Origin of the sequence: Streptomyces sp. (assembly GCF_036566765.1) — a bacterium.
Lineage (GTDB): Bacteria > Actinomycetota > Actinomycetes > Streptomycetales > Streptomycetaceae > Streptomyces.
On sequence record NZ_DATCVQ010000070.1, the window covers coordinates 15,456 to 40,131 of the forward strand.

Genomic DNA, 24,676 nt, shown 5'->3' on the forward strand with positions numbered 1-24,676 from the left:
ACATGGCCCTCATCCCGCCCGTAGCGCTCTCAGCGAGCGCGGGAGGCGTCGTGTACGTCCTCGAATGGCAAGAGCCCGAGCCCGGCCACACCGCCGCCCTCATCGCCTGGGTCGAATGGGACGGCAAGGCGTGGACCGATCGGCGCGACACCGTGCCCGAGGACGACCTCACCCAGATCGACGGCCAGAACTACCTCGGCGTGCCCCGCCTCGACTACCGCGACACCCACAGGCTCAGACGCGAGAGAGATGAGAAAGGATGAGCGAATGGCCGCTTGCGCAGCACGGGCGATCTTCTGGCCCGATGTCGAGGCCTGCGAAGCCGAGTGCATCCGCCCGCGCGGACATGGCGGAGCGCACGAGGATGACGTGCTCGGCGAGTGGACGGATGACGAACTGCCGACGACCTATCCAGATGAGTGATGTTCGGAGCGCCTAACTTGCGCGCAGGTCAGGCGGGGTGTCACACTCCGTGGTGATGGTGGTGCTCTGTCCCCGAAGCCCGGTCCACAGCGGCCGGGCTTTTCTGCTGTCCGGGGGTGAGCGAATGTGCCTGCCCCGATCCCGGAAGACAAGCGCGCAGCGATCCTCGACGACATCCAGGGCGACGACGAGCAGTCCTGCCGAGGTATCGGCCGCAAGCACGGAGTCAGTGACGCCACCGTCCGCAAGATCGCCAAAGACGCTGGGATCGTAAACGCGTTCTCGCGCGCGCAGACCGAAAACGCAACGCGCGCCCGAGTCGCTGACATGAAGTCCGACCGCACCAAACTCGCCAAAGAGCTTCTTGGTGACGCTGAGCGACTGAGGGATCGGGCGTGGTCGGAGTACGCCTACTTCGAGCGCACCAAGGACCGCCCTGAGCGGGTCATTCTTGACCTGCCGCCGCTGTCTGAGGTCCGTCACGCGTACACCTCGATCGGCATCGCCATCGACAAGCACGTGGTTCTCGAACGCCACGACGCCGACGCTGGCGCAGAGGGCGCGAGGAGCGTGCTCGGGGCGCTGGCGGCCGGCCTGCAACTCGCCGCCGAGCAGATCGACGGTCCGGTGACCCCGGTGGACGAGTGACCGTGATCGACCTGGACCGGGTCACCTCGGTCCTGTCCCCGAAGCAGATCACCAGCATCGCGGGGGCGCTGAACACCCCTCAGATCGCGCTGTGGGACGGCGCGGTGTCCTCGGGGAAGACGTTCGCCTCGCTGCTGGGGTTCCTCATCGCGACCGCGCAGGCACCCGACACGGGCCTCATCGTGGTCATTGGGAAGACCCTGCAGACGATCGAGCGCAACGTCATCACCCCGTTGCAGGACGCCAAGACCTACGGGATGTTCGCCGGCCAGACCAAGCACACACCCGGCTCGAACACCGCGGTCATCCTCGGCCGCACGGTGTGGCTCGTCGGAGCGAACGACATCCGCGCTGAGGACCGCATCCGCGGGGCGACGATCGCCCTGGCGTACGTGGACGAGGCGACCCTCGTCCCGCAGACGTTCTGGATGATGCTCGTGTCCCGGCTGCGGGTGAAGGGCGCGCGGCTCCTGGCCACGACGAACCCTGACGGCCCCTCGCACTGGCTGATGAAGGACTTCATCCGCCGCGGCAAGGACGTTGGGCTGGTGCGCTACCAGTTCACCCTCGACGACAACCCTAGCCTTGAGCCCGACTACGTAGAGCGACTGAAAAAGCAGTACACGGGGCTCTGGTATCGCCGGTTCATCCAGGGCGAGTGGTGTCTAGCTGAGGGCGCCGTGTTCGACATGTGGGACCCCTCACGCCACATAGTCGCCGAGGTGCCCGCGATCCGCCGGTGGATCGGCGTCGGTGTGGACTACGGCACCGTCAACCCGTTCGCCGCGCTGCTGCTCGGCATGGGCGTCGATGACTGCCTGTACTTCACCAACGAGTGGCGCTGGGACTCCAAGCGGGAACGCCGCCAGCTCACCGACGTCGAGTACTCCAAGGCCGTCAGGGCGTGGCTGAGCGGCCTCCAGCACCCGCAGAGCGGCGTGACCGGGGTGTCTCCGCAGTGGTTCGTCGTCGACCCCTCGGCAGCATCGTTCCTCACGCAGGCGTGGCAGGACGGGTTCTCCCCGGTGCAGGGCGACAACAGCGTCTTGGACGGCATCCGCGTCATGGCCTCGCTGCTCGCCCGCGGCCGGCTCAAGGTCCACGCCAGCTGCTCGGGCTTCATCGACGAGATCCCCGGCTACAGCTGGGACCCCGACAAGGCCGAGAAGGGCGAAGACGCCCCGATCAAGGCCGATGACCACTCACTCGACGGCGGCCGGTACGTCGTGAAGACCACCGAATCCGCCTGGCGGAACGACTTGAAGGAGGCCGCGTAACCCATGCACGCAGCCGACGCTGTACAGCGCGCCAAGGCAGCACTCATCGAGGCCGAGACGTGCGCCAAGGTCTCGCCCGAGAGCGCCGAAGCCTACATCGCAGTCGCGGACGGCTGGACGCGCCTCGCGGCCACGCTGGCCGAGCACCCGATCGCGGCAACCACGGAGGTCACCGAGATCACCCACGTCGACGTGCTGAACGGCGATGCCTCCGAAGCCGACATGTATCGGCAGCTCTCCCGAGACCTTCACCTGAAGCAGCGGCGGGCCTGATGCCGCTTCCCGCTGGTAACACTCCGTGGCCGCCGCGCGAGCTCGACCCCGTCACCGCGCGCCTTGCCGTCTGGTCGACGTGGTACTCCGGCGACCCTGACCGCCTCTCGGAGATGTACGGCGGCAGCCTCGCAGGCGACCCAGGGCAGCCGATGGGCCTCGGCGGGTTCCTCGACCCGACCCGCCCCGGCTGGCGCGGCAGGCTCGGGGCCCTCGCGGCCCGCTGGTTCTGGGGTGTGCAGACCCCGCAGAACGAGCGCCGCACCAAGCTCCACCTCCCGCTCGCCGGCGACATCGCCTCGACCAGCGCTGACCTGCTGTTCTCTGAGCCGCCGACGATCAGCGTCACCTCGAAAACGGTCACGGACGGTAGCAGCAGCACCAAGTCGGAGAGCAGCGCCACCCAGGACCGCCTCAACGAGTTCATCGACGACGGCATGCACGCCGACCTCCTCGAATCCGCTGAGGTGTGCGCAGGGCTCGGCGGTGTGTACCTGCGCGTGTGCTGGGACAAAGAGGTCCGTGACCGTCCGTGGTTGTCGGCGATCCACGCGGACGCTGCGATCCCCGAGTGGCGCTGGGGCATCCTCCGCGCGGCAACCGTCTGGCGGGTCGTCGCCACCGAGGGCAACATCGTTCGCCGCCACCTCGAACGGCATGAGCCCGGCGTGATCCTCCACGGCCTCTACGAGGGCAGTGCGGACGACCTGGGCAAGCCCATCCCCCTCGACGCCGACCCAGCCACCCAGGGTCTGCAGGAGAAGGTCGACACCCTTGTCGACAAGCTGACGATCACCTACATCCCCAACATGCGCCCCGCGCGGGTGTGGCGTGACGTGCCCGCCGGCGCGAACCTCGGCCGCGCTGACTTCTCCGGCACCGAGGGGCTCATGGACGCCGCTGACGAGGCGTGGTCGTCGTGGATGCGTGACATCCGCATCGGCAAGGGCCGCATCCTCGTCCCCGACGTCTACCTGAACAGCGACGGCAAGGGCCAGGGCGCGACGTGGGAGTCGGAGCGCGAGGTGTACACGAGCCTGGCCGCTCTGCCGGGACCGAACACCACCGGCCTGGCGGTCATGCCGCAGCAGTTCGCCATCCGCGTCAACGAGCACCGCGACACCGTGAACGAGCTGGTCAACGCGGTGGTTCGCTCCTCCGGCTACTCAGAGTCAGATTTCGGTGAGGCCGGTGTCAGCGCCCGCGAGTCGGCGATCACCGCGACAGAGGTCGACTCCAAGAGGCGGCGCTCCAACATCACCCGCGACCGGAAGACAACCTACTGGCGCCCGGGGCTCGCGGACATCGTCGAGACCCTGCTGGCCGTGGACGCCGCCCATTTCGCCTCCGGTGTGGAGCCGGAGAAGCCCGAGATCGAGTTCGGCGACGGGGTGAGCGTGGAGCCCGAGGCGCTGGCGCAGACGGCGCAGCTTCTCCGTGCGGCCGAGGCTGCGTCCACGCGCACCTTGGTCGAGATGGTCCATCCCGACTGGGAGGACGACCGGATCGACGCCGAGGTGGAGGCCATCAAGGGCGAGGCGCCACCCGAGATCGTGCCCGGCTCGGCGTTCGGCGCTGGCATGGAGCCCGGCGCCGGGCCGGGTGCTTCCGATGGCAACGAGGACGGCAGCGCGTGAAGATCTTCTATGACACCGAGTTCATCGAGGACGGGCGCACCATCGACCTGATCTCGATCGGCATGATCGCCGAGGATGGCCGCCAGTACTACGCCGTGAACCGGGACATGCCGCACAAGCGGATCGCCAAGAGCGACTGGCTGAGGCGGAACGTCGTTCCGAGCCTGCCCCGTATCCACGGCGACCGGCGGCTCCAGGTTGGCCGAGGTAACCCGCTCGCGCTCGACTTCGAGCACCCGGACATGAAGCGCCGCCAGCGGATCGCCGACGGCGTGCACCGGTTCATCCAGGCGACCCCGGACGTAGAGCTGTGGGCGTCGTACGGCGCCTACGACCATGTGGTCCTGGCTCAACTGTTCGGCTCGATGGTGGACCTGCCTGAGGGCGTCCCGATGTTCACCAACGACATCCAGCAGGAGATCGAGCGCCTCGACGTGGCCGCAGACGTGCCGCAGCAGGAGGCTGGACACCACAACGCCCTAGCCGACGCGGAGCACGTCCGGCTGGTCTCGGAGTTCCTCATTACGGCACGTCTCCGGCAGGGCATGTAGCGGTGGCCGACTCCTCTCCGCTCATCCCCGCCTCCTGGTTGCAGGGTGTCATCGACGCCCACACCAATGCTGAGGCTGAGCTGATAGCGGAGATGGCCAAGCGGCTCAGCAAGGGCCTCGGCTCCGATGACTGGGCACGCCTGCGCGCCGGTGACACAGCAGCCTTCAAGCGCCGCGTGAACGCCGTGCTCGGCACCCTCGCCGCCGACACCGAGCCTGCCGTGATCGACGCTCTCACTCGCGCGTACGGACGCGGACACGGCAGCGTGGCACCGGCGCCCGAACGCCTCACCCGTCGCGTCCTCGGCTCGCTCAGGGCCGCTCATGCGGGAGCACGCACCAGCGCCAACAGGGCGTGGAACAACGCCGTCGCCGTCGGCCGGGCCGCGCCCGATGAGGCCTCCCGCCGCCGTGGTGTGCAGCGCATCCTCGACCGGCTCGCGGGCAAGGGCCTGACCGCAGCACGCGACCACAACCGGAACATGTCCCTGCGCCCGCTCGTCGAACAGGTCCTCGGCGACGCCGCGCACGAGGCCGGGCGGCTCGGGTTCTTCGCACGGCTGCGCTCGCGAGGCTCTGACCTGGTCATCGTCACCCGCTCCCCGCACCCGTGCCCGGTGTGCGAGCCGTGGGAGGAGATCGTCCTGTCCGTCGGCGGCAAGGCCCGCGGCATCCCGTCCATGGCTACAGCGCGTGACGCTGGCCTGTTCCACCCTCGGTGCCGTCACACCGTGTTCGCCTGGCAGCCCGGGTTCGTGTGGCCGCCGAACTCGATCGAGCGGCAGCCCGGCACCTACGAGGCCGAGCAGCGGCAGCGCACCATCGAGCGGCACATCCGCTCCTGGAAGCTCCGCCAGGCCGCTGCCATGGATGACCTCACCAAGGCCCAAGCCGGGCGGAAGGTCCGCCAGTGGCAGGCCGCTCTCAGGCAGCACCTCGCCACCGAGGGGCTCACCCGTTCGCGTCAGCGCGAACGCACAGACTTCGGCCACTCCAGGCCGTTGACGCACGCCCACGGGGCGTAGCGGTAAGTAACCATCAGGGAGTACGCTCATGACGACTCCGGCTCAGCCCGACACGGGCGCCGGCGCCGCACCCGACACGGGAAGCGCACCCACCGACACTCCGACCGACCAGCAGCCGCCCGAGTCCGTCACGGACGAAGTCGACTACAAGGCCGAAGCGGAGAAGTACAAGGCGCTCGCTCGCAAGCACGAAGAGCGCGCCAAGGCCAGCAAGAAGGAACTCGACCGGGCCACCGCCGTCAAGACCGGTGAGCCGACCCTTGAGGACCTTCAGGCCAAGCTCACCGAGCACCAGGAGGCCCGTGAGGCCGCCGAAGCCCGTGCCGCTGAACTGGCCTACCAGTCCACCGTCGGACGCATCGCCGGGACCCTGAACCTCGACTCCGAGGCGCTGCTGGACAGCGGCTCGTTCCGGGACAAGGTCGCCGACGAACTCGATGACGACTTCACCGACGACGACCTCAAGGCCGCCGTCACCAAGGTCGCCAAGAGCTTCGCCAAGAACCCCCGGTTCGCCAAGACCTTGGGCGCCTCCCGCTCCGGCGGGGAGTTCAACGGCGCCCCCGCGTCACCGGCGTCCATTGACCAGCAGATCGAGGCGGCGACGAAGGCGAAGAACTTCCCGCTGGCGATCGCACTCAAGCAGCAGCGTGCTGCGATGAACAGGCAATAAGGAGACATCCATGGCCGGCATCACCGGTATGGGCACCACGTTCAACCTGCCCAACTACGTCGGGGAATTGCTCAGCTTGACCCCCGAGGACACGCCGTTCCTGTCGGCCATCGGCGGCCTGACCGGCGGCGGCTCCACCACCGCGGTGGAGTTCGAGTGGAGCACCTACGACCTCCGCGACCCCTCACAGTCGCGGGTGCGGGTCGAGGGTGCGACCGCCCCGACCGCTGAGGAGCGGGCGCGCGGGAACGTGCGCAACGTCGCGCAGATCCACCAGGAGAAGGTCAGCGTCTCCTACACCAAGCAGGCCGCGGTGGGGCAGATCGCCACCCCGCAGTCCGCCCCGTACAACGGTGTGCCGGGGACCAACGCGGTCGGCAACGAGCTGAGCTGGCAGACCGTGCAGGCTCTCAAGTCCGTTGCCCTCGACGTGAACTTCTGCTTCATCAACGGGAAGTTCGCCAACCCGACCACGAACGCGACCCCCCGGCAGACCCGCGGGATCCTTCAGGCGATCACCACGAACCGGATCGCCAAGGGCACGAGCGTCACCGGCGCCACCTCGGCCACCGACACGATCACCTCGACCGGCCACGGCCTGGTCGACGGCAACACGATCGTGTTCACCGACACCACCACGGCGACCGGGATCGTCGCCGGCCGCACCTACTACGTTGACCAGCTCGACGCGAACACCTTCAAGGTCTCAACCTCAAGCGGCGGCGCCGCGATCACCCTGGGCACCACGACCGGTCTGGCGTTCACCAAGCCGTGGGCGACGGTGCTCACCTCCGCGCACGTCAACGACCTGCTTCAGCTCGCGTTCGACAACGGCGGCATCAGCGAGCAGCACACCGCCACGCTGTTGTGCAACAGCGCGCAGAAGCGAGCGATCACCGTCGCCTACGCGTCCGCGTACGGGCAGTTCCAGGAGACCTCGCGGAACGTCGGCGGTGTCAACATGACCACCGTCACGACCGACTTCGGCACGCTGAACCTGATGATGGACCGGCACATGCCGCAGGACACGGTGGCCGCGGTGTCCCTGAACGAGTTCACCCCGGTGTTCCTGAACGTCCCCGGCAAGGGTCACTTCTTCGAGGAGCCCCTGGCCAAGACGGGCGCCTCGGACGAGGTCCAGCTGTACGGCGAGATCGGCCTGAAGTACGGGGCCGAGAAGCACCACGCCGTCATGACCGGTCTGAAGCTCGTCTGATGGGCGTCTACCAGCGCGGAGCGGGCGCGCACGTGGCCGAGCGGGTGCAGGCCGAGCCTGGCAGCGACGAGGAGGCCCGGCTGGAGCGCCTCGTCGAGGACACCTCGTCCGGCTGGCGGCGGGTCGACGACGAGGCCGCTGAGGGCGGCGGGGACGGCTCGGGCGACGCCCCCAAGCAGCCCGCGAAGTCCGCCAGTCAAGCCGCGTGGGTCGAGTGGGCGGTGTCCCAGGGCGCCGACCGGGACGCGGTCAAGGACGCCAAGCGGGACGACCTGATCGCCCAGTACGGCAAGGAGTGACCGGTGGCGTACGCGACGATCCAGCAGCTCGATGACGCCCTCGGCTACACGCCGAACGGCGCCCAAGGGCTGCTGGATCGTGCGTCGCGCGACGTCGACCGCGCTCTGTTCTGCTCTGTCTACGACACCGACGAGGACGGCAACCCGACCGACGCCGCCCACGTCACCGCTCTCACCGAGGCGACGGTGGAGCAGGTCGCCTACCAACTGGAGCAGGGCAACACCTCGGGCATTCCTCACGGCATGCAGCCAGGCGTCCCCCAGGGCTCCTCTGCGGGCTCGGTGGACCTGTCCCGAGGGCAGTCCGTAGGCGGGTCGACCGGTGGGCTTCCTCGCCTCGGCGAGCAGGCGTGGATCGTGCTTCAGATAGCCGGTCTGGTGCCGGCGGGGCCGAGGTCGACGTGACCCGCAACGACATCCGCGAGGGCATCGCCCGCTACTTCGGCGGGGTCACCTGGGACGCCGCAGCGGAGATCTACCGGCCGACACCCCTGCAGGCCTACGGGCTCGCCGGGGTCAAGCCGTACTGGCCGCTTCGGTACACCGATCAGGACCGGCTCACAACCCTCGCCGCGGACCGTGGCATGGGCGCGGTTATGGGGGTGCACTTCCCCGAGACCATCGAGCGGCGGATCGCGTTCGGCGGGATCAAGCGGGTCACCTTCACCGTGGATCTGCCGCTGTTCCACCTGTCGCTCCTGGCCACCGCCACCCCCTCGTCCCTGTCGCAGGCCGACGCTGACGAGCTGGTCGAGGCGATCGTCACGCACCTCCGTGCGGATGCGACCCTCGGCGGCGCCGTGGTGCAGGCAGGTGAGTCCGAGGCCGGCATCAAGGTGTCGGCCGGGCCGCCGGTGAACGAGCCCGCGGTCAGGGTCCAGCAGGACCTGGTCATCTCGTTCGAGGCCGACGTCTACCCGTTCGACGCATAGGAGACCACGTGAAGTACGCGTACACGGGTGACGCCGAGCAGGTGTTCCCGCAGTTCATCAACACCGAGACCGGCTCGACCCTCGTGGCGGCCCCCGGCAGGACCTACGACATCGCGATAGCCGACGGGCATGACGGCGACCTGGCGATGCCGCCCAATGACGACTTCAAGCCGGCCACCAAGGCCTCGAACAGCAGCGGGAGCAACTGATGGGCGCCGTCTACCCGGCAGCACTGTCGTTCCTCGGGATCGCCAAGGAAGTGACCCCGGGCACGGCGGTCGCGCCGACCCGGTTCATCCCCTACAGCGGGTTCGTCCCGAAGGAGAAGCCCCCGCTCCTGATCGATGAGGGTGTCCGGGGGTCGATGGCGGTCTCCTACGGCGGGGTGATGGGCCCCCGGTCGACCGAGATCGAGCTGTCCGGAGTGCCGTTCTCCGACTCCTTCGGTGACCTGCTGAACAACATGCTCGGCGGGTATCTGGTGGCGGGCGCGGGCCCGTACACGCACACGTTCTCCGTGCTCAACTCCGGCACGGGGCAGCCTCCGACGCACACGTTCTCCGACCGTCAGGGCCTCACCGCCTCCACGGGCGCGCGTGAGTGGGCCGGGGTGTGCATGGAGGAGCTGAAGCTGTCCGGAAACGCCGAGGGGCTGCTGGCCTACGAGGCGAAGCTGAAGGGCTGGGGCTCCGACGCCGCCGCCCTGGCGCCGACGAACACCCCAACCACGACCAAGGTCACCCCCGCGTGGCGGTCGTCGGTGACGCTCGGCGGGACCGCATCCCCTGCGGTCGCCGAGTGGGAGGTGACTCTCTCCCGAGAGCTGACCGTCATGCACGGCACCGACGGCGACCAGACCCCGTACGCCATTGCCCGCGCCGGTCTGGGAGTGGCCGGGAAGCTCACCATCTGGGCCACCGATCAGGCGCCGCTGGCGGCCGAGGGGCCGCTGACGACCTTCCTGGCTGGGACTGAGCAGGCCCTTGTCATCGCGGTGGCGTCGAGCTTCGGCGGAACGTCCGGCCACAGCCTGACCCTGACGATGACCAAGGCGCAGTTCTCCACCGCCGACCTCACCCGGGAGAACCTGCTCGGCTGGGAGATCGAGTTCACCGGGCACGCCAACTCCACCGACGCCGGCGCGAGCGGCGGTTACGCCCCCATCAAGGCCGTGCTCGTCAACGGCACCACTACCTACGCGTAAGGAGGGCCGGTCACCATGCAGACCGACCACATTCCCCTGCCCGAGGCTGAAGACGGCACCGAGCGCTGGGTCACGGTGCGACGAGTCGGCGACATCGTGTCCGGCGACCGGAAAGCCGTCCGCCGCGCCATCAGTATCGACATCGGCGAGGACGGCACATCGCACCTCAATGCTGGGGTCGCTGACGACATGCGTGAGGCCCTCCTTGCGAGGATCATCACCGGCTGGTCGTTCGACCTGCCGCTGCCGGTCGCCAATCCCGAGAGCCTCGACAAGCTCCCCCTCGACGTGATCGACGCCCTGATCGAGGCGACCCGGGAGCACTTCGCCGCCGTGGATTTCAGGAGGCAGGCATCGAAGAACGGAGGGACCTCCTCCGCCTGAAGACCCTCCTGACCGCCCCCACCTCGAACGCCACTCCGCCGTCGCGGGAGTTGCTCAACGTCGTTGAGTATGTGCGGTTCGCCGAGGCGTTCGGGTTTACCCCTGAGCAGGTCGACGCCCTGCCGCTGCATTTGGCGGACAACATGCTTCCCGTTCATCGGCTCTTTGAGGAGGTGCGGCATGCGAAGTCTCGCGGGTAACGCCCTGCGCAGGGCCGCTGAGCGGGCCGGTACGTCCGGCGGAAAGGCCGCCGCCAGGGCGATGGGCGAGGAAGGGCAGCGGGAGATGCGCCGCCAGCTCGGCATCCGCTCACACGCCCCCGGCGCGCCGACGAACTCCCCGCCCGGGCAGCCCCCGGCGCGCGTCTCAGGCGACCTCCAGCGGTCCGTCATCGTCGACAGGCCGAGGCTCGTCGGGCCGTTCAAATGGCGCAGCAGGGTCGGCCCCACGGTCGTGTACGCACGCATCCAGGACCTCGGCGGCATCGCCGGAAACGGTGCTGTGCTGCCTCCCAGGCCGTACACCGTGCCCACCGTGGCCGCGCTGAGGGCCAAGGGGATCCTGTCGGAGAAGTCCGGGCGAGCGTTCCACCGTGAGGTGTGGGGCTGATGCAGCTCCCCGACGTTGTCGAGCGGTTCGTGGCCGACGTGCTCCCCTACATCCGCGACCTTGAGCGGGCCGCGCGGGAAGCAGATGAGTTCGGCGACGAGACCCGCCGTGCCGCGCAAGAGGCGCACATGTTCGGGCAGCAGGCCGAGGAGGCCGGGCGCCGTGCCGCACGCGCGCAGACGGAGGCGACCGAGGCCGCAGAGAGGGCTGCCCGCGGGCAGGGGACGGCCGCTGAGGCGTCCCGGCTCGCCCGTATCGCCGCTGAGGAGCACGACCGGGCGCAGCGACTCCACACCCAGGCGACCGAGGCCAGCGACCGCGCTGAACGATCCCTCGCCAACCAGCACCGTGCGCTCGCGCGGGAGGCTCGCGCCTCTGCGAACGCTCACCGGGCGTCGATGGGGCAGATGTCCGGGGACATGCGCGAGCACAACCGGATCGTGCGGGAGACCCGCGACTCCTTCGGCGGGTTCGGGCGTGACGGTGACCGGGCGATGGGCATGGTGCGGGACGCCGGCAAGGAGACCGGCGGGATTCTGAGCGGCATCGGTGGCGCGCTGATGTCGAACTGGATGACCGCGATCGCCGTTGTGGTGGCCGGGCTGGTGGGCCTGCCCGCCATCGCCGTGGCCGTCGGCGGAGCCCTCACGCTGGCGCTCGGCGGCGGCATCGCAGCCCTCGGCATCATGGCGGCGGCCCAGAACAAGAAGGTGAAGAGCGCATTCGGTGGGCTTGCCGGTCACGTCAAAAAGGTAATGGCGGATATCAGCAAGCCATTCCAGGGCACTTTGATAAAGCTCGCTGGCTTTATGAAGCGCACGTTTGACAGTTTCGCGCCATTGCTGCGGAACGCCTTCAAGGACATGGCGCCCGTCTTGACCGTGTTCTTCGACCAGCTATTCAAGGCATTTGAGCAGCTCAAGCCGGTGATCCCGACGGTCACGGCGGCGTTTATCGGACTACTGCAGGCCATCGGTCCGCGCCTGCCCGAGATCATGAAGAACATCGCGGACGCAATCGTGATGATCGTGAACGAGGTCGCGGCGAACCCTGACCTATTCGTTAGCATGATCGTCGGATTCTCGCAGCTCATCCAGTGGGGCGGCACGCTGATCGTCAAGCTGATGCAGCTCTACCACTGGTTCTCGCAGCAAAAGGACGCGATCGGGTTCGTCAAGGGCGCCCTCGGGGCGCTCGGCGCGACGATCCCCTACATCGTCAACCTCTTCCGCCTGCTGATCGTCTGGCTGAACTACGGCATCGGAAAGTGGAAGGGCATCATCGCCGCGGTGAAGGACTTCGCCGGGCAGATCCCTCGCTTGGTCGGCGCCGCGTGGAACAAGGCGAAGCAGGCGCACGCCGCCGCGGGGAACTGGCTGATCAACACCACCCGATCCCTGCCCGGGCGGATCAAGAACTCCCTCGGCTCGCTCGACGGTTTGCTGTGGATGGCCGGCTGGGGGCTCATCAAGGGCCTGCTCAACGGGATTCGCGCAGGCATCGGTCCGCTTATGAACCTGCTCGGCTGGATAACGAGCAAGCTCCCGGGCTGGAAGGGCCCGCTCGACAAGGACCGCAAGATCCTCACCCCGGCGGGTCAGGAGATCATGGGCGGGCTGATGCGGGGCATCCTCAGCCAGCTACCCGCCCTGAAGTCCACCCTTGGGACGGTCACGGGCGCGCTCGCTCTACCGGGTGTCGGCATGGGCGGGCTCGCGGTCGCAGGCGCGGGCGCGCGCAGCGGTGGCGGCCCGCCGGTCATCATCAACATCGCGGGTTCGGTGGTGACCGAGCGGCAGCTGATCGAGGGCGTGCGCGCGGGTCTGGCCGGCCGCACGGTGGCGAACCCGGGTAACCCGGGGACGTCGTCGGGCAGGCGGCCGTAGTGGCACTCAGCGTCCCGCAGCAGTGGTTCGGGTCCGCCGGGCACGCCGACGCGGGTGTGGCCACCATCCCGACCTCGGGAAACTGGCTGATCGCGTGCATCGGCGTCCATGTGGTCGACGGTTCCGCGCCGTCGCTGTCGGTCGGTGACCCGTCGCGGAACATCTGGCATCTGCTTCACAGCGAGACCGTCACCGCGCACGCCAGCGATGATGCCGCGCAGCTTCAGTTGCAGGTGTGGGCGTGCCCGGCTGCTGCCTTCGACGGCTGGGATCAGCTGACCGTCCAGGTCGCCGCACAGGCGATCACGGCGTTCGACGTCGGCTCGGTCCTCATCCACGTCGCCGAGGTCGCAGGCATGGTCAACGGTTACCTGACGGTCGACAGCGTGACCGTTGCCACGGCCACGGCGGCGGGGTCCCTGGCGATCCCCGTTCCGGCCCCGGCCGGTGGCGCGAACTGCCTGGTCATGGCCGCCGCTGCGATCGATGACACCACCAAGACCATCAACGCTCCCAGCGGCGGTTACACGGACCTTACGCATATCGGCGTGGGTCCGCCGGACGTGGAGATGGCCCCGGCCTGGCGGGCCGCCACGGGGGCGACCACGCCGTCATGGGCGCTGGCTTCGGGTACGGCGAACTGGGCCGGTGTGGCCGTCGCGATTCGCGAAACGGGCATCGCACCGGCGCAGCCGAACCCGGCCTGGCCGGCGCTGCGCTTGGAGATGGGCCTCGGGTACGACGCTGATACGCCGTTGACGGCGGTGCGGTGGACCGACCAGACGGACCGCCTCGTGGACCGGGACGGGAACGCCACGATCTACGCGCCTCGTGGCATCCCGTACACCCTGGGCAAGGCGCAGTCCGAGCCGATCGACCTCGCGCTGCGAAACGACGACGGGGCTTACACCCCACGCACCCCGGGCAGTGCGACCGCGAACGCGTCCGGGACGACGTCGATCATCAAGGTCCCGGACGCGCAGGCCGGCGACATCCACGTCAGCGACTTCTTCCACCTGCTCACCGCTGCGGGCGCGCTGAAGGAACTCACCGTCTTCCAGGTGACCTCGCTGGCCAGCGCGGCAGGAACCACGACGGTCACCTTCCAGCGCGCGGACGGCACCGGGGTCGCACTCGCCGCGACCGCCTCAGGCGACCAGTACGAGGGCATCGCGGTCGACCTCCTCATCCCCTTCCGCGTCACCATGGCGTGGGACGGCAAGGTCTACCCGGTGACGGCGGGGTCGCTTGGTGACCTCCCGCAGACGTGGGACACACCCGCGTGGGGGCGCGTGAATGCGTCCGGCATCGACGTCCTCGGCACGCTCACCACCGCCGTACCGACCGCTCTGGCTGGGGAGTACCTCCGCAGGAACCCCACCCGCTACTGGCCGCTGTCCGACCCCTCAGGGTCGACGGCCGCGGTCGACGTGACCGGCAACGGCGACGCGCTCGTGATGACCCCGTCCAAGTACGGGACCGGGGCGGACGCCCGCGCGGAGTTCGGGGTGAGCACGCAGAGCGTAGACGTCGGCACCCTGAACCTGGCCAGCATGATCGGCGACCCCGGCACCGGGTGGTCTCAGACCGGGCTCACGGCAGCCGAAGTCCCCACGAAGGGATATGCGCTGGTCGGCCGGGGGGACGACTTCCCCGCCGTTACCGATGGTGTGACGATCGTCGGCTGGCTGCTGCGGCAGAACACCGCCGACGGCGACGCGGTCCTGAACAGCACCGTCGACCCCACCGTCTGCGTGATTCGCAACCTGGACCCCGGCGCCGGATTCACGGGCACCGTGATCAAACTGTCTGTGGACGAGGTCGCCAGTTTCGCGTCGGTGACGACGTGGAACGCCACGACGCACACCTCCACGGAGGTCGTGGCGACCGATAACCCGCTGCTCGTCTCCATATGGCGGTCGTGGGCGCTGACGTTCAATCGCACCGAGTGGCACTGCTACGTCGGCGGTGAGGAGGTTCTCAGCGGCTCGGCGAACCTCGCCGCGGCGTTCGCCCTCATCTCGATCGGCGGGGAGGCTGACGCCTACGGGCACGGGAAGTTCACACCGGCGCTGTTCACGCACGTCGGCATGTTCGACCGGATGCTCACGGCGCAGGAGATCGTGGCGATCGACGATTGCGGCAGCCTCGGCCGGATGTCCCTGGACACCAAGTCGCGCATGGTCACCCGCAAGTTGAACACGGTCGGCTGGCGTGGTTCGAGGGTCGTCACCGCCTCCGATGTCGGCCCGTCGCCGGAGTCGACCGAGGGCGACACGATCGCCGAGTACACCGCCTCCCAGGCCGCAGATGACGACGGCCTTCAGTTCGCCGACGCCGCCGGGCAGCTGCAGTGGCGCGGGCATGTCGTCGGCTACTACCAGCACGTGCGGGCGACCCTCGGCGAGGACGAGGCCGGCGGGGAGATCCCGTACCTGCCGGGCGTGAAGTACGCCTACGACCCGACGTACCTCTACAACGACGTGCGCGTGGAGAACTCCGCGATCGACGGGTGGCGGACCCCGATCGACTCGATCCACGTCGCCGCCGACCCGGCCTCCAAAGCGCGGTACGGGCCGCGGTCGATGTCGATGTCGACCCGGCTGCGGTTCCCCGAGGACCCGTGGTCGCTCGCGCAGGCACTGCTGTCCCGCTACAACCGGCCCAGGTTGCGCGTCGGCGGTGTGGTCATCGACCCCGCCAGCAATCCCGACGCGTGGACGTTCTGCCTGTCGGTGGAAGTCGGTGACCTGGTCACGGTGAACGCCCGGCCGATGGGCGCACCGATGATTTCCCAGACGTGCCGGGTACTGCGGGTGGTGCCCGACCTCGGGCCGGGCCGGGCAACGTTCGCCCTGGAACTGGAGGCGGCGCCGGCGCCGGCCCCCGTCATCATCCTCGGCGACCCGGTCATGGGCGCTGTGGACGGCCGGACGATCGGATGGTGACCTGACGTGGGTGGCACGACGATTTACCTCGCCGACGGGCAGGGGGTTCAGGCGCCCGTCGAACCGCGCACCTGGGTCGACCAGTCCGGTACGACCAGGGGCGACCCGCTGCGGGCGAAGTGGTTGAACCGCGATATCTCCAGCGCGGTCGACTGGCACCGGCGGGTCACGACGTTCCAAGCGCTCCGAACCACCGCGCTCAGCGTGCCCGCGTCCACCTGGACCCCGGTGCCGCTGGACCGGGAGCTGATCGACACCAGCGGCGGCCACTCGGACGAGACGAACACGTCCCGGTGGTACTCGCCGACCAGCACGGGCTTCACGGACTGGTGGCTGGTCAGTGGGCACGTGACGTTCGGCGGCGCGGCGGGTGGAGTCAGGATCGCCGGGCTGAGAGTCAACGGCGGTGGCACCATCCAAGAGGGCATGAAGGTCACCGCCACCGCCGCGCATGGCTGCTCGGTGCAGCTGATCGACCTGGTCGAGATGACCAATAGCGGCTCGGCGTACATGGAGCTGATGACCTATCAGTCAACCGCTGGCAGCGTGAACACCACCGTGTCCGGGAAGTCACCGAGCTTCACCGCGCGGTGGGTGAGCATGGCCACGGACATCGGCGTCGTCTCCCCGGCACCTGCGACCCCGCGGACGTGGACGAGCGCGGACGTGCTCAGCGCCACCGACACCAGTGGCGGGAAGATCGCTCTCAACGAGCACGTGCGCGACGTCATCCGCTACCTGCACTTCCCGCCGATTGCGAGGCTGACGAGCCAGGGCACCGCGCAGACCATCCCCACCGGCACCGGGTCGTGGACGTCCATCACCCTCGGCACCGAGACCGTCGACAACTACGCCGGGCACTCCACCGTGTCGAACACCTCGCGGTACGTGTGCCAGCGCGCCGGGCTCTACTACGTGGCCGGGCTCGCGAGCGTCTCCGAGACCGCGGCGAACGTGGGCTTCCGCGCCGTCAGGCTGCTGCACACCATCGCCGCCGGCGGCACGGCGGTCTACCAGGGGTGCTCGACGACGCCGGTCACCAACAACGCGATCGGCACCGCGATCTACGCGACCGGGTGGGTTCGTATGGCGGTCGGGGACTACGTAGAGGTGCAGTTCCAGCACACGCAGGGCGCATCGCTGTCGGTGCAGACCGGCGCCGGGAACTGCAGCAGGCTGATCGCGGTCTGGAGGCGACCCTAGATGCCGTCCCCGCTGGTGCCGACGTTCTACCCGGGCACCCTCGATGTCCCCGCGGCGTTCAACGCCGGGATACGCGACCCGTTCACCGCACTCCTTGACCCGCCCGTGTTCCGCGCCCGCCGCACCAGCGCCTGGAACGTTACCGAGAACCTCCACCAGAACGTCCCCTGGGACAGCCTGGAAGAAGACACACACGGCGGGTGGGCCGCCGGTGCGGTCGTCGGAGGTGGCGCTTCCTCGACGCTGTCGGTGGCCACCGTGGCGGGCGACACCTCCATCACGGTCGCCTCCGGTGCGTCGTTCTCCTCGGGCGACTACGTGCGGATCAACTCCGGTGCGAACGCCGAGTACCGGCGGATCGGGGCCCCTGCGGGCAACGTGCTGACGTTTTCGGCGACGGGCGGCGGTGTGGGGCTCACACGGGTGCACGCGATCGGCACGAGCGTGACCGAGATCGACGGCGACCCCACCCGCTACACGATCCCCACCGGGTGGACGGGCTGGTGGGCTGTCGACGCTGTGGTGTCCCTCAGCGCTGCCACGGCGGGTGCTGCCGGGCTCGTGCTCATCCCCGGGGTGTCCATCAACAACGACTCCCCGTCGGGCTTCGGGAACGCCTGGGAGGGGTGCGAGCCCTTTATCCCCACGGGCTCCACCGACCCCAAGCACTCCAACGGCTTCTGGAGACTGTGGGCGGAGGCCGGCCAGCGGCTGCAGCTGGACCTCTGGTACTCCACCGAGTCGTCCATCACCGCCGTTGACGTCACCGCCGGCCGAGAGTGCCGCATCGGGCTGGTCTGGGACGGCGTATGACCACGACAACGACCACCGCGCTCACATGATGAGGGGGCGAAGTGGCCGATGAGGTCTCCACCGGTGAGCTCGCCCGGCGTATCGACGAGGTCAAGGGCATCTTGCAGGGGCTGGTGTCCCGACCGGAGTACTCCTCCGATCAGCGGCACGTCGAGCACCGGTTCACCGAGATCGAGCGGGACATCGAGGTCGAGAAGGCCGCACGGGAGGCGGCGGACAAAGCGCTGCATGAGCGGATGGACAAGTCCGGCACGAACTGGCGGCAGACAGTGTTCTCGGGACTCGTGCCCGGTGTGTTCTTCCTGCTCACGATGGCCGTCACGATTCTGCTGGCATTCCGGGGTGGTCGATGATGGCTGACCACGTCCGCAAGGTCCGCCGCAACCTTGGGGTTGGTCTGCTCGCGGTCGCGTTCCTGGCGCTGTCGCTGTGGGTGAACTCCGAGATCCGCGACATGGGCGATCGGTTGCGTAAGGCCGAGGCGCTCTCGGAGACGCGTGGTCGGCAGGTGGAACGTCTCGGCGGCACCCCCGCCGCATCCCCTGAGCCCGGACCTTCTGGCGCACCCGGCCCGCCGGGCGCCACGGGCCCCCCAGGGCAGCCAGGCCGCACGGTCACCGGTCCCTCGGGGCCTCCGGGTGGCACGGGCAAGACCGGCGCCTCTGGCGCTCCTGGCGCCCCGGGTGCGACCGTCACAGGCCCACCCGGCGAGCCAGGCAAAGACGGGGCGGACGGTAAGGACGGCGCCGATGGCAAGGACGGCGAGCAGGGTCCGGCCGGCCCGCCTGGACCTCCGTGCGGCGAGGGTTTCCACCGGGAGACCATCACCACCCTCACGGTCGGCGGCCCGCGCCAGACCTCGACATGCGTACAGGACTGAGGAGGACCAGTGACCGAACCAGGCGTCGAGGAGATCGACGTGCCCGTGGTGCCGGAGCCGGAGGTGCCCGAGGAGGGCGTCATCGACCCGCACGACACCTACGTGGAGGGGGTGGATTCGGATGGCGGATGACCTGCGCTCCCGGCTGTTCGGGGCTCTCCGTGATGCGCCGCCACTCACCATCGGCAGGGCGACCGACATCGCCATGGCGGCCTTCGATGCCGAGGTAGACCAGCTAGTCCAGGACCGGGTTAAAGCCGCCATTGGTCACGTTCGGGCATTGGCGGAGGGCATGCAGGACCCCAGAGCCTTCCTGTACGCCCCTGATATCGGGGCGATGTTCCTAGCCGCCCTCGACCGGAAGCCGGGCTCTGGGCCCCAGTACCTGCCGCCTCTCGACCGCCCACCGCACGTGCGGCCGTCGGACGACAAGCACGCGGAGGGAGTGGACAGTGAAGCTTGAGAAAAGATCCATGTTCGGCTGGGGCCCGTCCGCCGCCGGGTCGGCCTCGCCCCGCAACGGCATCGCCGTCCACTACGACGGCAGTAATCAGAGCCTCGCCAAGAAGCAGCACGCCTCGTGCCGCACCTACTGGCGGAACACCCGGAATTTCCACATGGGCCCGAGCCGGGGATGGGCTGACATCGGCTACAGCTTCGCGGTGTGCCCGCACGGGATCGTGCTCGAAGGCCGGGGCCTCAACAAGGTCCAGGCCGCACAGCCCGGCGGCAACGCCACGTGGTACTCAGTGACGTTCATGAGCGGCCCGTCCGAGTCGCCCACCGCCGCTCAGATCAACGCGTTCAGGGAGTTGCGGGCGTGGCTGAGGGGCAAGGGCGTGGCGTCCGCCATACGGCCGCACAGCGCGTTCGTGAGCACCTCGTGCTGCGGGGACATCCTGCGGCGCCTCATCAATGACGGCACCCTCGCCCGGGCCGCGAGCACCACCAAGGAGGACGACGACGTGGCAGCGAAAGACGTCTGGGCGCACGAGATCGGCGTGCCCGACTACGGCAAGGAGGAGCACCCCGGCGTCAAGGAGATCACGGCGGGCGGCTGGCTCCGTGGCGCGGAGATCAAGATCCACGACACCCGAACCCGGGTCACCGCCCTGCAGGGCGAGGTGGCCGCGCTCCGGTCCGAGCTCGCCGAGATCAAGGCGCTGCTGGAGGCGAGACCATGAAGGTACTCAAGGCGTTCCCCCGCTACTGGAAGGCGGCCGTGGCCGCGCTCACCCCGGTGTTCGTCGCGTGCCAGGCGGCTGTCACCGATGGTGAGGTGACCACCACCGAGTGGGCGGCGATCGCTGTGGCTCTGGTCGCGGCGTACGGGGTGTGGCGTGTGCCGAACGCTCCGAAGCCCGAGCCGCACGAGCCCGCCACGGACCGCACCGGCATGTAGCCTGAGACGCGAGGGCGCGGGATCACCGTCTGCACCGGGATACCGGAGCACCCGCAATCACGCGGCTTCAGCCGGCCCGGCCCTTCACGCGTGACCAGGCTTTTTCCTGGGTCCGGGAAAAAGCAGAACGGCCCCCGCTCTCCGGTCTTCGGACTGGAAGCGGGGGCCGCTTCGTCTTGCGTGGGGTCAGGTGCGGTCCGTGGCGGCTCTCAGCGCCGAGGCCTTGTTGCTGCCCGGCACACTCGCCACGACCCGGCCTCGACCGTCCTTCACATCCGTGAACGTCTTGCCGTCACTCCGCTTGTACGTCGCGGTGGTGAAGGTTGCCGCTGGCTGGATCGTGCGCCTGATCAGACCCATCGTCATCGGGCCTTGCGTCGGAGGGTCCTGGCCTGCGCCCTCATCGACGCGGCGTCCCGCTGCCATTTGCCGGGGTCGGCGGCGCCGTCGCTCGCGATGCCGTCCCGGGTGTCCGCCTCACGCTCCAACGTGGCCGCGTCCTTGCGCATCTGCTCTCTGTCTGCCATGACCGATCTCCTCTCTCAGGCCCCCCGGATGGTTTCCCCCGAGGCGAAACCGGTTTCGGGGGTGGTATCGGCAAAACCGTGGGTTGACCTGCGCGGTTTCTGGTTTCCCCTCTTGGCGCTCAGTCCTCATCCGAGCCCCCAACGGCGGGTCTGACGTCCTCCCAACGCAGCCCCTTACCCCCGCCCCCGGCGCCTCGCTTGTGGACCTGCAAGGTGTGGATGCCGTGCGGGCGGAGCGCTGTCGCGAGCATCGTCGAGCGGGCCGCCTGGTCACCCTCCAGCCACCCGCCGTACAGCTCGGGGCGCAGCGCGCCGAGAGCCTCTACGAGACGGTGGGAGTGCATGGTCTCCTCGCCGTCCGGCCACACCTCACGGAGGTGGTCGACGATCGTGGACTCGTCCACCTCCTCGATGTCCTCGCCGGCGGCCTGCCCCGACAGCGTCCCCGCGGCAATGCGCAGGGCGAGGGCGCGCTTGCCGATCTGCTGGGCTTCGGCCTGCTTGATGAACGCCGCCCTGGCGATCTGCGCGTTCAGGGCCGAGCGCACCAGCCAGCCGGTACCGGCGTCCCGCTCGGGGTCGAACATGGTCCCGCGTACGCCGCGCTTGTAGGCGCCGGTCCCTGCGATGAGGTCGTTGGGGATGTGCCCGGTGACCGCGAGCAGGATGCGGGTGATGGCGTTGTCGGACACCCCGCGGGGGATGGAGTTGGAGTCGGGGCGCTGGGTGGTGAGGACGAGGATGATGCCGTACGCCCGTGCCTTCTTCACCAACCGTGTCGCGATCTCGGCTGCTTCAGCTCCGTATTTTGGGTGTTCAAACAAGCTGTGGACTTCGTCAAGGATCGCCAGCAGCGGGTGCAGTCCGAGGTCGCGGCGGGCCGCGAGGTGGGGGTAGACCTTCCGGCCGTCGGGGACGTCGGAGACTGGCAGGTCGGAGACGACCTTCTTGCGGCGCTTCATCTCCCGCTCAAGCGCCTTCAGCCCGTCGAGGGCGGCCTTGCAGTGCTCGTCGTCGTCGCCTGAGACGTACCGGTGGCAGATGGGGCGCAGCGAGTCGAGGTCGCCGGAGCCCTTCATCTCATACAGCCACATCTCGCACGTGGGGTCGAGCGCTGCGGCCAGTGCGATCGCCAGCACAGCACTGGTCTTCCCTGACCCCATGACTCCGCCGATGAGCAGGTTGGAGTACATGAGGCGGAGCTTCACCAGCCGGCCACGCGGGTCGAACCCGTAGGGGATCTCGGTGAACAGGTCGGCCTGTCCCTCGTTCATGAGCGGCCACAGCCTGCGCTTGGCCTTGTTCGGGTCCTCACGCGCCACCCACAGGCGCAGGCGGCCGGGGTGGGCGTCGCGGTCGTTCTCCGGCCACACCGTCGACAGCGGGCGTCTCATCGCCGCCGCGAGCTTGGAGCGCTTCTCCAGCACCTCGTCGGCCTCGTAGGCGCCGGGTAGGTCAAGCTCGGCGAGCCACCCGGGGCCGTCGACCTGGATGGGAGCGGTGAAGTCCGGCTTCCCCTTGACCCCGATCGCAGCGAGGGCGTTCTCGACCTCGCCGGAGTCGAGCTTGCGTTGCAGTTTGATGGCCACGTACCGGTGGACGATTGGCTTGTCGGAGTCCCGTCCGGCGAGGCCGAGCAGCAGGGCGATCCCGCTGGCCACGAGCGCGGCCTGCCACCCCGGCAGCAGGAAGTAGGCCAGCATGAGCAGCACACCGGCCGGTACGCCGACGATGGCCGACGTTCTCTTACGCGGCCCGGTGCGGTGGGTCTTCTGGATGACGACGAACGACGACCACGTGGCGGGGTCGGAGGCGGATGCCTTGGCCTCGACGGGGCGGGACTCGGCGTCGGTGACCCAGCGGAACCACTGACCGCCGAGCCGGATGGCACCCTTCGGCGCGCGAACCCACAGGCGACCTGCGTAAACAGGTGCCCTCACCGCGTAGAACGACCACTCGCGGGCGTAGTAGCGGACCACGAACTGGGCGGACTCGCTGAACTCGGTGGGGTCCTTCAGCCATCCGGGGATGACGGCGGGGGCGGCGGCCATGCGTGCCCGGCGTTCGGCCATCCACCCGTCCCCGCGGGGTGCGGGCTGGTCGACGGGTGTGGCCTCGATGACGGTCGGTTCCAGCTCAACGGCCCCGGCGTCCTTGAGCATGGACACCGGGGCCTCGTCCGCGTCGGGGACGGAGAACAGGCGGGGCGGGGTGTGGACGGTCATGCGCACTCCGGACGGTGGCCGTTCACGGCGTGGAGCGGAGGCGCCTCCTCGGCTGTGAACAACCACCGATGCAACCGCATGCCGAAGCGTCGACCTCTGGTCGAAGTCTGCGGCTCCGTCACTGGCTCCTCCCCGGCTGCGCTGCCCGTGCTCGCGTCGATGTCGCCCGCCTCGGTAGTGGCCGGTTCGGTGGTTGATTCGGTGGTCGGCTTCAGCGCCTTCCTCACCCGGTGCCGACTGACGTCGAAGTTCGCTGCCAGGTCTCGTTCGACCAGCCCGTCAGCCTTGGCCGCGCGGATGGCCTCGTCGAGTGTGTGCGCAACGCTGTGACCTGCGTCGGGGGTGCTGGTTGAGGGCGGCTGAGACCGGTCGAACTCCACCGGCGCCCCGGCGCTTCCGGGCCCCAGTTCGACCAGGCCCCCATCCGGCTCGACCACCCTTGCAACGATGGTCGCTCGGGCCGGCTGCTCGTCCCATGGCGCGGCGGGTCGCAGCTCCATAAGCCCGGCCGTGTTCACCAGCGCACCGAGTGTGGTCGTCAGTGTGGCCTGGCTGGTTGGATCGGTGCCGAGCCCGCCGTACTCGACGGCTCCTTCCATGGCCCGGTTCAGTCGCTTGGTCAACCACCACCGGCGTGGCCCACTGGCCGCCTGGGTTCGCCTCGTCGCGATCGCCAGCCGCAGCAGCCGCCGGTGCGTGTCGACCTCGGACGCGGTCCGGTCGGTGGGGTCGGCCAGCCCGAGCCGGACGAGCATCCGCTCGGGGCTGATCCGCCAGTTGATCCCCGCCCTGCCGGTGCGCTGGCGCCGCTCCAGCGCCATGCTCCGCTCCCAGCCCCACGCAGCCACCAGCGGAGCGGACAGGCGCAGCAGCACCTCACCGGGGCTCGCTGCGTGCGTGGCCGACAGGACCGCCGACAGGCACGTAAGGACCCACATCGCGATGCCATCGGCCCCGGTGCCGTGCCCCTCCCGCATCGACGTCCGGGCGCGCAGGGCGCTCGTGACGACCATCAGTTCCAGGAAGGCGAAGAACAGCACGCGCAGCCACACCGGGATGTGGAGCGTCTCGAAGTAACCCCACATGCCCTGCGCGGCGACGCCGGTCGCGATCGTCGAGGTGGCGACCGTGAGCAGCTGCTCATCCCCGACGCGGGCTCGGAGCCGGCCGAACGCACGGACAGTTCGGTGGATCGCGAAGGCAACCAGGACCAGCAGCGCCACGGCGGTCACCGCCGCCGGCGCCGGGTTCTGCTCGACGAGGGTAAGGAGGCGCTCGTTCATCGGCCGCCCTCCTCGTCGGTGTCGTCGCGCGTGTCGCCGAGGGCGTGCGCCACGCCGGCCCACACCATGACGAACAGCACCAGAGCGGAGATGACGCCCCACCCCGGGCTGAGGAAGCTGCCCGCGATGAACGCGACTCCCGCGATGACGGCGATGTGGAGCGCGTCCTGTGCGCTGAGGTTTGTCATGAGGTCCTCGTCCCGATGGCGTGCACCAGGGACGCGCCCCAGGCGACCGCTACAGCGGCGGTGATGTTCCAGGGGGCGAAGAACGCCAGGGTCACCATCCCGGTGGCGTAGAAGGCGATACAGGCGCGGTGTCTCATCGGTGCCTCTCAAAGGGTGAGCCCCCGGGGAAA

At 69.1% G+C, this 24,676-nt stretch carries 32 protein-coding genes; 26 read left to right on the top strand and 6 right to left on the bottom strand.

Translation table 11 applies throughout. The annotated features are described in order from the left end of the window. The first annotated feature begins 2 nt into the window (after positions 1 to 2). The 26 genes from VIU94_RS03720 (at position 3) to VIU94_RS03845 (ending at position 20,283) form a co-directional block, all read left to right on the top strand. Positions 3 to 263 (top strand): hypothetical protein, encoded by a 261-nt coding sequence (locus VIU94_RS03720; protein WP_331907473.1) that lies wholly within the window; start codon positions 3 to 5, stop codon positions 261 to 263. Positions 264 to 267: 4 nt separating this feature from the next. After that, positions 268 to 423, top strand: coding sequence for a hypothetical protein (locus tag VIU94_RS03725; protein WP_331907475.1), 156 nt, complete (start codon positions 268 to 270; stop codon positions 421 to 423). Positions 424 to 549: 126 nt separating this feature from the next. Next, positions 550 to 1,071: a hypothetical protein gene (locus VIU94_RS03730; protein ID WP_331907477.1), complete on the top strand. Its 522-nt coding sequence runs from the start codon at positions 550 to 552 to the stop codon at positions 1,069 to 1,071. Further along, positions 1,068 to 2,348: a PBSX family phage terminase large subunit gene (locus VIU94_RS03735; RefSeq protein WP_331907479.1), complete on the top strand. Its 1,281-nt coding sequence runs from the start codon at positions 1,068 to 1,070 to the stop codon at positions 2,346 to 2,348. Before VIU94_RS03730 ends, VIU94_RS03735 begins: the two co-directional genes overlap by 4 nt. Positions 2,349 to 2,351: 3 nt before the next feature. Continuing rightward, positions 2,352 to 2,621 (top strand): hypothetical protein, encoded by a 270-nt coding sequence (locus VIU94_RS03740; RefSeq protein ID WP_331907481.1) that lies wholly within the window; start codon positions 2,352 to 2,354, stop codon positions 2,619 to 2,621. Next, positions 2,621 to 4,258 carry a capsid protein gene (locus VIU94_RS03745; RefSeq protein ID WP_331907483.1) on the top strand — a complete coding sequence of 546 codons (1,638 nt, stop codon included), beginning with the start codon at positions 2,621 to 2,623 and terminating at the stop codon, positions 4,256 to 4,258. The genes VIU94_RS03740 and VIU94_RS03745 overlap by 1 nt, the downstream gene beginning before the upstream one ends. After that, complete coding sequence (locus VIU94_RS03750; protein ID WP_331907485.1) at positions 4,255 to 4,809, top strand: 3'-5' exoribonuclease domain-containing protein; 555 nt, start codon at positions 4,255 to 4,257, stop codon at positions 4,807 to 4,809. The genes VIU94_RS03745 and VIU94_RS03750 overlap by 4 nt, the downstream gene beginning before the upstream one ends. A 2-nt stretch (positions 4,810 to 4,811) precedes the next feature. Next, positions 4,812 to 5,834 carry a phage minor capsid protein gene (locus VIU94_RS03755; protein ID WP_331907487.1) on the top strand — a complete coding sequence of 341 codons (1,023 nt, stop codon included), beginning with the start codon at positions 4,812 to 4,814 and terminating at the stop codon, positions 5,832 to 5,834. 28 nt (positions 5,835 to 5,862) lie between these two features. Continuing rightward, a complete protein-coding gene (locus VIU94_RS03760) occupies positions 5,863 to 6,507 on the top strand; it encodes a hypothetical protein (protein WP_331907489.1) in 645 nt (214 codons plus the stop codon). A gap of 10 nt (positions 6,508 to 6,517) precedes the next feature. Then, entirely contained in the window at positions 6,518 to 7,723 is a 1,206-nt protein-coding gene (locus tag VIU94_RS03765; RefSeq protein ID WP_331907491.1) for an SU10 major capsid protein, read from the top strand. After that, positions 7,723 to 8,022, top strand: coding sequence for a hypothetical protein (locus VIU94_RS03770; RefSeq protein ID WP_331907493.1), 300 nt, complete (start codon positions 7,723 to 7,725; stop codon positions 8,020 to 8,022). Before VIU94_RS03765 ends, VIU94_RS03770 begins: the two co-directional genes overlap by 1 nt. A gap of 3 nt (positions 8,023 to 8,025) precedes the next feature. Next, the gene (locus tag VIU94_RS03775; protein WP_331907495.1) at positions 8,026 to 8,427 is read left to right on the top strand and encodes a hypothetical protein; all 402 of its coding nucleotides are present in this window, start codon (positions 8,026 to 8,028) and stop codon (positions 8,425 to 8,427) included. Then, positions 8,424 to 8,954: a hypothetical protein gene (locus VIU94_RS03780; protein WP_331907497.1), complete on the top strand. Its 531-nt coding sequence runs from the start codon at positions 8,424 to 8,426 to the stop codon at positions 8,952 to 8,954. The genes VIU94_RS03775 and VIU94_RS03780 overlap by 4 nt, the downstream gene beginning before the upstream one ends. 8 nt (positions 8,955 to 8,962) lie before the next feature. Next, entirely contained in the window at positions 8,963 to 9,163 is a 201-nt protein-coding gene (locus VIU94_RS03785) for a hypothetical protein (RefSeq protein WP_331907499.1), read from the top strand. After that, on the top strand, positions 9,163 to 10,158 hold the full coding sequence (locus VIU94_RS03790; RefSeq protein ID WP_331907501.1) for a phage tail tube protein: 996 nt from the start codon (positions 9,163 to 9,165) through the stop codon (positions 10,156 to 10,158). The genes VIU94_RS03785 and VIU94_RS03790 overlap by 1 nt, the downstream gene beginning before the upstream one ends. Positions 10,159 to 10,173: 15 nt before the next feature. Continuing rightward, positions 10,174 to 10,542 (top strand): hypothetical protein, encoded by a 369-nt coding sequence (locus VIU94_RS03795; RefSeq protein WP_331907503.1) that lies wholly within the window; start codon positions 10,174 to 10,176, stop codon positions 10,540 to 10,542. A 180-nt stretch (positions 10,543 to 10,722) separates the two neighbouring features. Beyond that, a complete protein-coding gene (locus tag VIU94_RS03800) occupies positions 10,723 to 11,151 on the top strand; it encodes a hypothetical protein (protein ID WP_331907505.1) in 429 nt (142 codons plus the stop codon). Beyond that, positions 11,151 to 13,037, top strand: a complete 1,887-nt coding sequence (locus VIU94_RS03805) for a phage tail protein (RefSeq protein WP_331907507.1) — start codon at positions 11,151 to 11,153, stop codon at positions 13,035 to 13,037. The genes VIU94_RS03800 and VIU94_RS03805 overlap by 1 nt, the downstream gene beginning before the upstream one ends. Next, positions 13,037 to 15,985, top strand: coding sequence for a LamG-like jellyroll fold domain-containing protein (locus VIU94_RS03810; protein ID WP_331907509.1), 2,949 nt, complete (start codon positions 13,037 to 13,039; stop codon positions 15,983 to 15,985). Before VIU94_RS03805 ends, VIU94_RS03810 begins: the two co-directional genes overlap by 1 nt. 6 nt (positions 15,986 to 15,991) lie before the next feature. Beyond that, the gene (locus VIU94_RS03815; RefSeq protein WP_331907511.1) at positions 15,992 to 17,188 is read left to right on the top strand and encodes a hypothetical protein; all 1,197 of its coding nucleotides are present in this window, start codon (positions 15,992 to 15,994) and stop codon (positions 17,186 to 17,188) included. Then, the gene (locus VIU94_RS03820; RefSeq protein WP_331907513.1) at positions 17,189 to 18,001 is read left to right on the top strand and encodes a hypothetical protein; all 813 of its coding nucleotides are present in this window, start codon (positions 17,189 to 17,191) and stop codon (positions 17,999 to 18,001) included. A gap of 41 nt (positions 18,002 to 18,042) precedes the next feature. After that, positions 18,043 to 18,354 carry a hypothetical protein gene (locus VIU94_RS03825; protein ID WP_331907515.1) on the top strand — a complete coding sequence of 104 codons (312 nt, stop codon included), beginning with the start codon at positions 18,043 to 18,045 and terminating at the stop codon, positions 18,352 to 18,354. 536 nt (positions 18,355 to 18,890) lie between these two features. Then, complete coding sequence (locus VIU94_RS03830) at positions 18,891 to 19,013, top strand: hypothetical protein (protein ID WP_331907517.1); 123 nt, start codon at positions 18,891 to 18,893, stop codon at positions 19,011 to 19,013. Continuing rightward, positions 19,003 to 19,344 (top strand): hypothetical protein, encoded by a 342-nt coding sequence (locus VIU94_RS03835; RefSeq protein ID WP_331907519.1) that lies wholly within the window; start codon positions 19,003 to 19,005, stop codon positions 19,342 to 19,344. The genes VIU94_RS03830 and VIU94_RS03835 overlap by 11 nt, the downstream gene beginning before the upstream one ends. Beyond that, entirely contained in the window at positions 19,334 to 20,065 is a 732-nt protein-coding gene (locus VIU94_RS03840; protein ID WP_331907521.1) for a peptidoglycan recognition protein family protein, read from the top strand. Before VIU94_RS03835 ends, VIU94_RS03840 begins: the two co-directional genes overlap by 11 nt. Continuing rightward, on the top strand, positions 20,062 to 20,283 hold the full coding sequence (locus VIU94_RS03845) for a hypothetical protein (RefSeq protein ID WP_331907523.1): 222 nt from the start codon (positions 20,062 to 20,064) through the stop codon (positions 20,281 to 20,283). Before VIU94_RS03840 ends, VIU94_RS03845 begins: the two co-directional genes overlap by 4 nt. A 186-nt stretch (positions 20,284 to 20,469) precedes the next feature. On the opposite strand, the gene VIU94_RS03850 is transcribed toward VIU94_RS03845, so the two are convergent. From VIU94_RS03850 to VIU94_RS03875, 6 genes are all read right to left on the bottom strand, one after another. Further along, positions 20,470 to 20,649: a hypothetical protein gene (locus VIU94_RS03850; RefSeq protein WP_331907525.1), complete on the bottom strand. Its 180-nt coding sequence runs from the start codon at positions 20,647 to 20,649 to the stop codon at positions 20,470 to 20,472. Continuing rightward, complete coding sequence (locus tag VIU94_RS03855) at positions 20,646 to 20,810, bottom strand: hypothetical protein (protein WP_331907527.1); 165 nt, start codon at positions 20,808 to 20,810, stop codon at positions 20,646 to 20,648. Before VIU94_RS03855 ends, VIU94_RS03850 begins: the two co-directional genes overlap by 4 nt. A gap of 119 nt (positions 20,811 to 20,929) precedes the next feature. Beyond that, on the bottom strand, positions 20,930 to 23,035 hold the full coding sequence (locus VIU94_RS03860; RefSeq protein WP_331907529.1) for an FtsK/SpoIIIE domain-containing protein: 2,106 nt from the start codon (positions 23,033 to 23,035) through the stop codon (positions 20,930 to 20,932). Further along, the gene (locus tag VIU94_RS03865) at positions 23,032 to 24,318 is read right to left on the bottom strand and encodes a hypothetical protein (protein ID WP_331907531.1); all 1,287 of its coding nucleotides are present in this window, start codon (positions 24,316 to 24,318) and stop codon (positions 23,032 to 23,034) included. The genes VIU94_RS03860 and VIU94_RS03865 overlap by 4 nt, the downstream gene beginning before the upstream one ends. After that, positions 24,315 to 24,506, bottom strand: a complete 192-nt coding sequence (locus VIU94_RS03870; RefSeq protein ID WP_331907533.1) for a hypothetical protein — start codon at positions 24,504 to 24,506, stop codon at positions 24,315 to 24,317. The genes VIU94_RS03865 and VIU94_RS03870 overlap by 4 nt, the downstream gene beginning before the upstream one ends. Further along, a complete protein-coding gene (locus tag VIU94_RS03875; RefSeq protein WP_331907535.1) occupies positions 24,503 to 24,643 on the bottom strand; it encodes a hypothetical protein in 141 nt (46 codons plus the stop codon). The genes VIU94_RS03870 and VIU94_RS03875 overlap by 4 nt, the downstream gene beginning before the upstream one ends. Positions 24,644 to 24,676 lie beyond the last annotated feature (33 nt).

What these genes read in the sequence shown, in the direction of transcription:
- VIU94_RS03720 (WP_331907473.1), top strand. Translation starts at nt 3, where the DNA reads ATGGCCCTCATCCCGCCCGTAGCGCTCTCAGCGAGCGCGGGAGGCGTC.
- VIU94_RS03725 (WP_331907475.1), top strand. Translation starts at nt 268, where the DNA reads ATGGCCGCTTGCGCAGCACGGGCGATCTTCTGGCCCGATGTCGAGGCC.
- VIU94_RS03740 (WP_331907481.1), top strand. Translation starts at nt 2,352, where the DNA reads ATGCACGCAGCCGACGCTGTACAGCGCGCCAAGGCAGCACTCATCGAG.
- VIU94_RS03745 (WP_331907483.1), top strand. Translation starts at nt 2,621, where the DNA reads ATGCCGCTTCCCGCTGGTAACACTCCGTGGCCGCCGCGCGAGCTCGAC.
- VIU94_RS03760 (WP_331907489.1), top strand. Translation starts at nt 5,863, where the DNA reads ATGACGACTCCGGCTCAGCCCGACACGGGCGCCGGCGCCGCACCCGAC.
- VIU94_RS03765 (WP_331907491.1), top strand. Translation starts at nt 6,518, where the DNA reads ATGGCCGGCATCACCGGTATGGGCACCACGTTCAACCTGCCCAACTAC.
- VIU94_RS03770 (WP_331907493.1), top strand. Translation starts at nt 7,723, where the DNA reads ATGGGCGTCTACCAGCGCGGAGCGGGCGCGCACGTGGCCGAGCGGGTG.
- VIU94_RS03790 (WP_331907501.1), top strand. Translation starts at nt 9,163, where the DNA reads ATGGGCGCCGTCTACCCGGCAGCACTGTCGTTCCTCGGGATCGCCAAG.
- VIU94_RS03795 (WP_331907503.1), top strand. Translation starts at nt 10,174, where the DNA reads ATGCAGACCGACCACATTCCCCTGCCCGAGGCTGAAGACGGCACCGAG.
- VIU94_RS03800 (WP_331907505.1), top strand. Translation starts at nt 10,723, where the DNA reads ATGCGAAGTCTCGCGGGTAACGCCCTGCGCAGGGCCGCTGAGCGGGCC.
- VIU94_RS03805 (WP_331907507.1), top strand. Translation starts at nt 11,151, where the DNA reads ATGCAGCTCCCCGACGTTGTCGAGCGGTTCGTGGCCGACGTGCTCCCC.
- VIU94_RS03820 (WP_331907513.1), top strand. Translation starts at nt 17,189, where the DNA reads ATGCCGTCCCCGCTGGTGCCGACGTTCTACCCGGGCACCCTCGATGTC.
- VIU94_RS03835 (WP_331907519.1), top strand. Translation starts at nt 19,003, where the DNA reads ATGGCGGATGACCTGCGCTCCCGGCTGTTCGGGGCTCTCCGTGATGCG.
- VIU94_RS03845 (WP_331907523.1), top strand. Translation starts at nt 20,062, where the DNA reads ATGAAGGTACTCAAGGCGTTCCCCCGCTACTGGAAGGCGGCCGTGGCC.
- VIU94_RS03850 (WP_331907525.1), bottom strand. Translation starts at nt 20,649, where the DNA reads ATGACGATGGGTCTGATCAGGCGCACGATCCAGCCAGCGGCAACCTTC.
- VIU94_RS03855 (WP_331907527.1), bottom strand. Translation starts at nt 20,810, where the DNA reads ATGGCAGACAGAGAGCAGATGCGCAAGGACGCGGCCACGTTGGAGCGT.
- VIU94_RS03860 (WP_331907529.1), bottom strand. Translation starts at nt 23,035, where the DNA reads ATGACCGTCCACACCCCGCCCCGCCTGTTCTCCGTCCCCGACGCGGAC.
- VIU94_RS03865 (WP_331907531.1), bottom strand. Translation starts at nt 24,318, where the DNA reads ATGAACGAGCGCCTCCTTACCCTCGTCGAGCAGAACCCGGCGCCGGCG.
- VIU94_RS03870 (WP_331907533.1), bottom strand. Translation starts at nt 24,506, where the DNA reads ATGACAAACCTCAGCGCACAGGACGCGCTCCACATCGCCGTCATCGCG.
- VIU94_RS03875 (WP_331907535.1), bottom strand. Translation starts at nt 24,643, where the DNA reads ATGAGACACCGCGCCTGTATCGCCTTCTACGCCACCGGGATGGTGACC.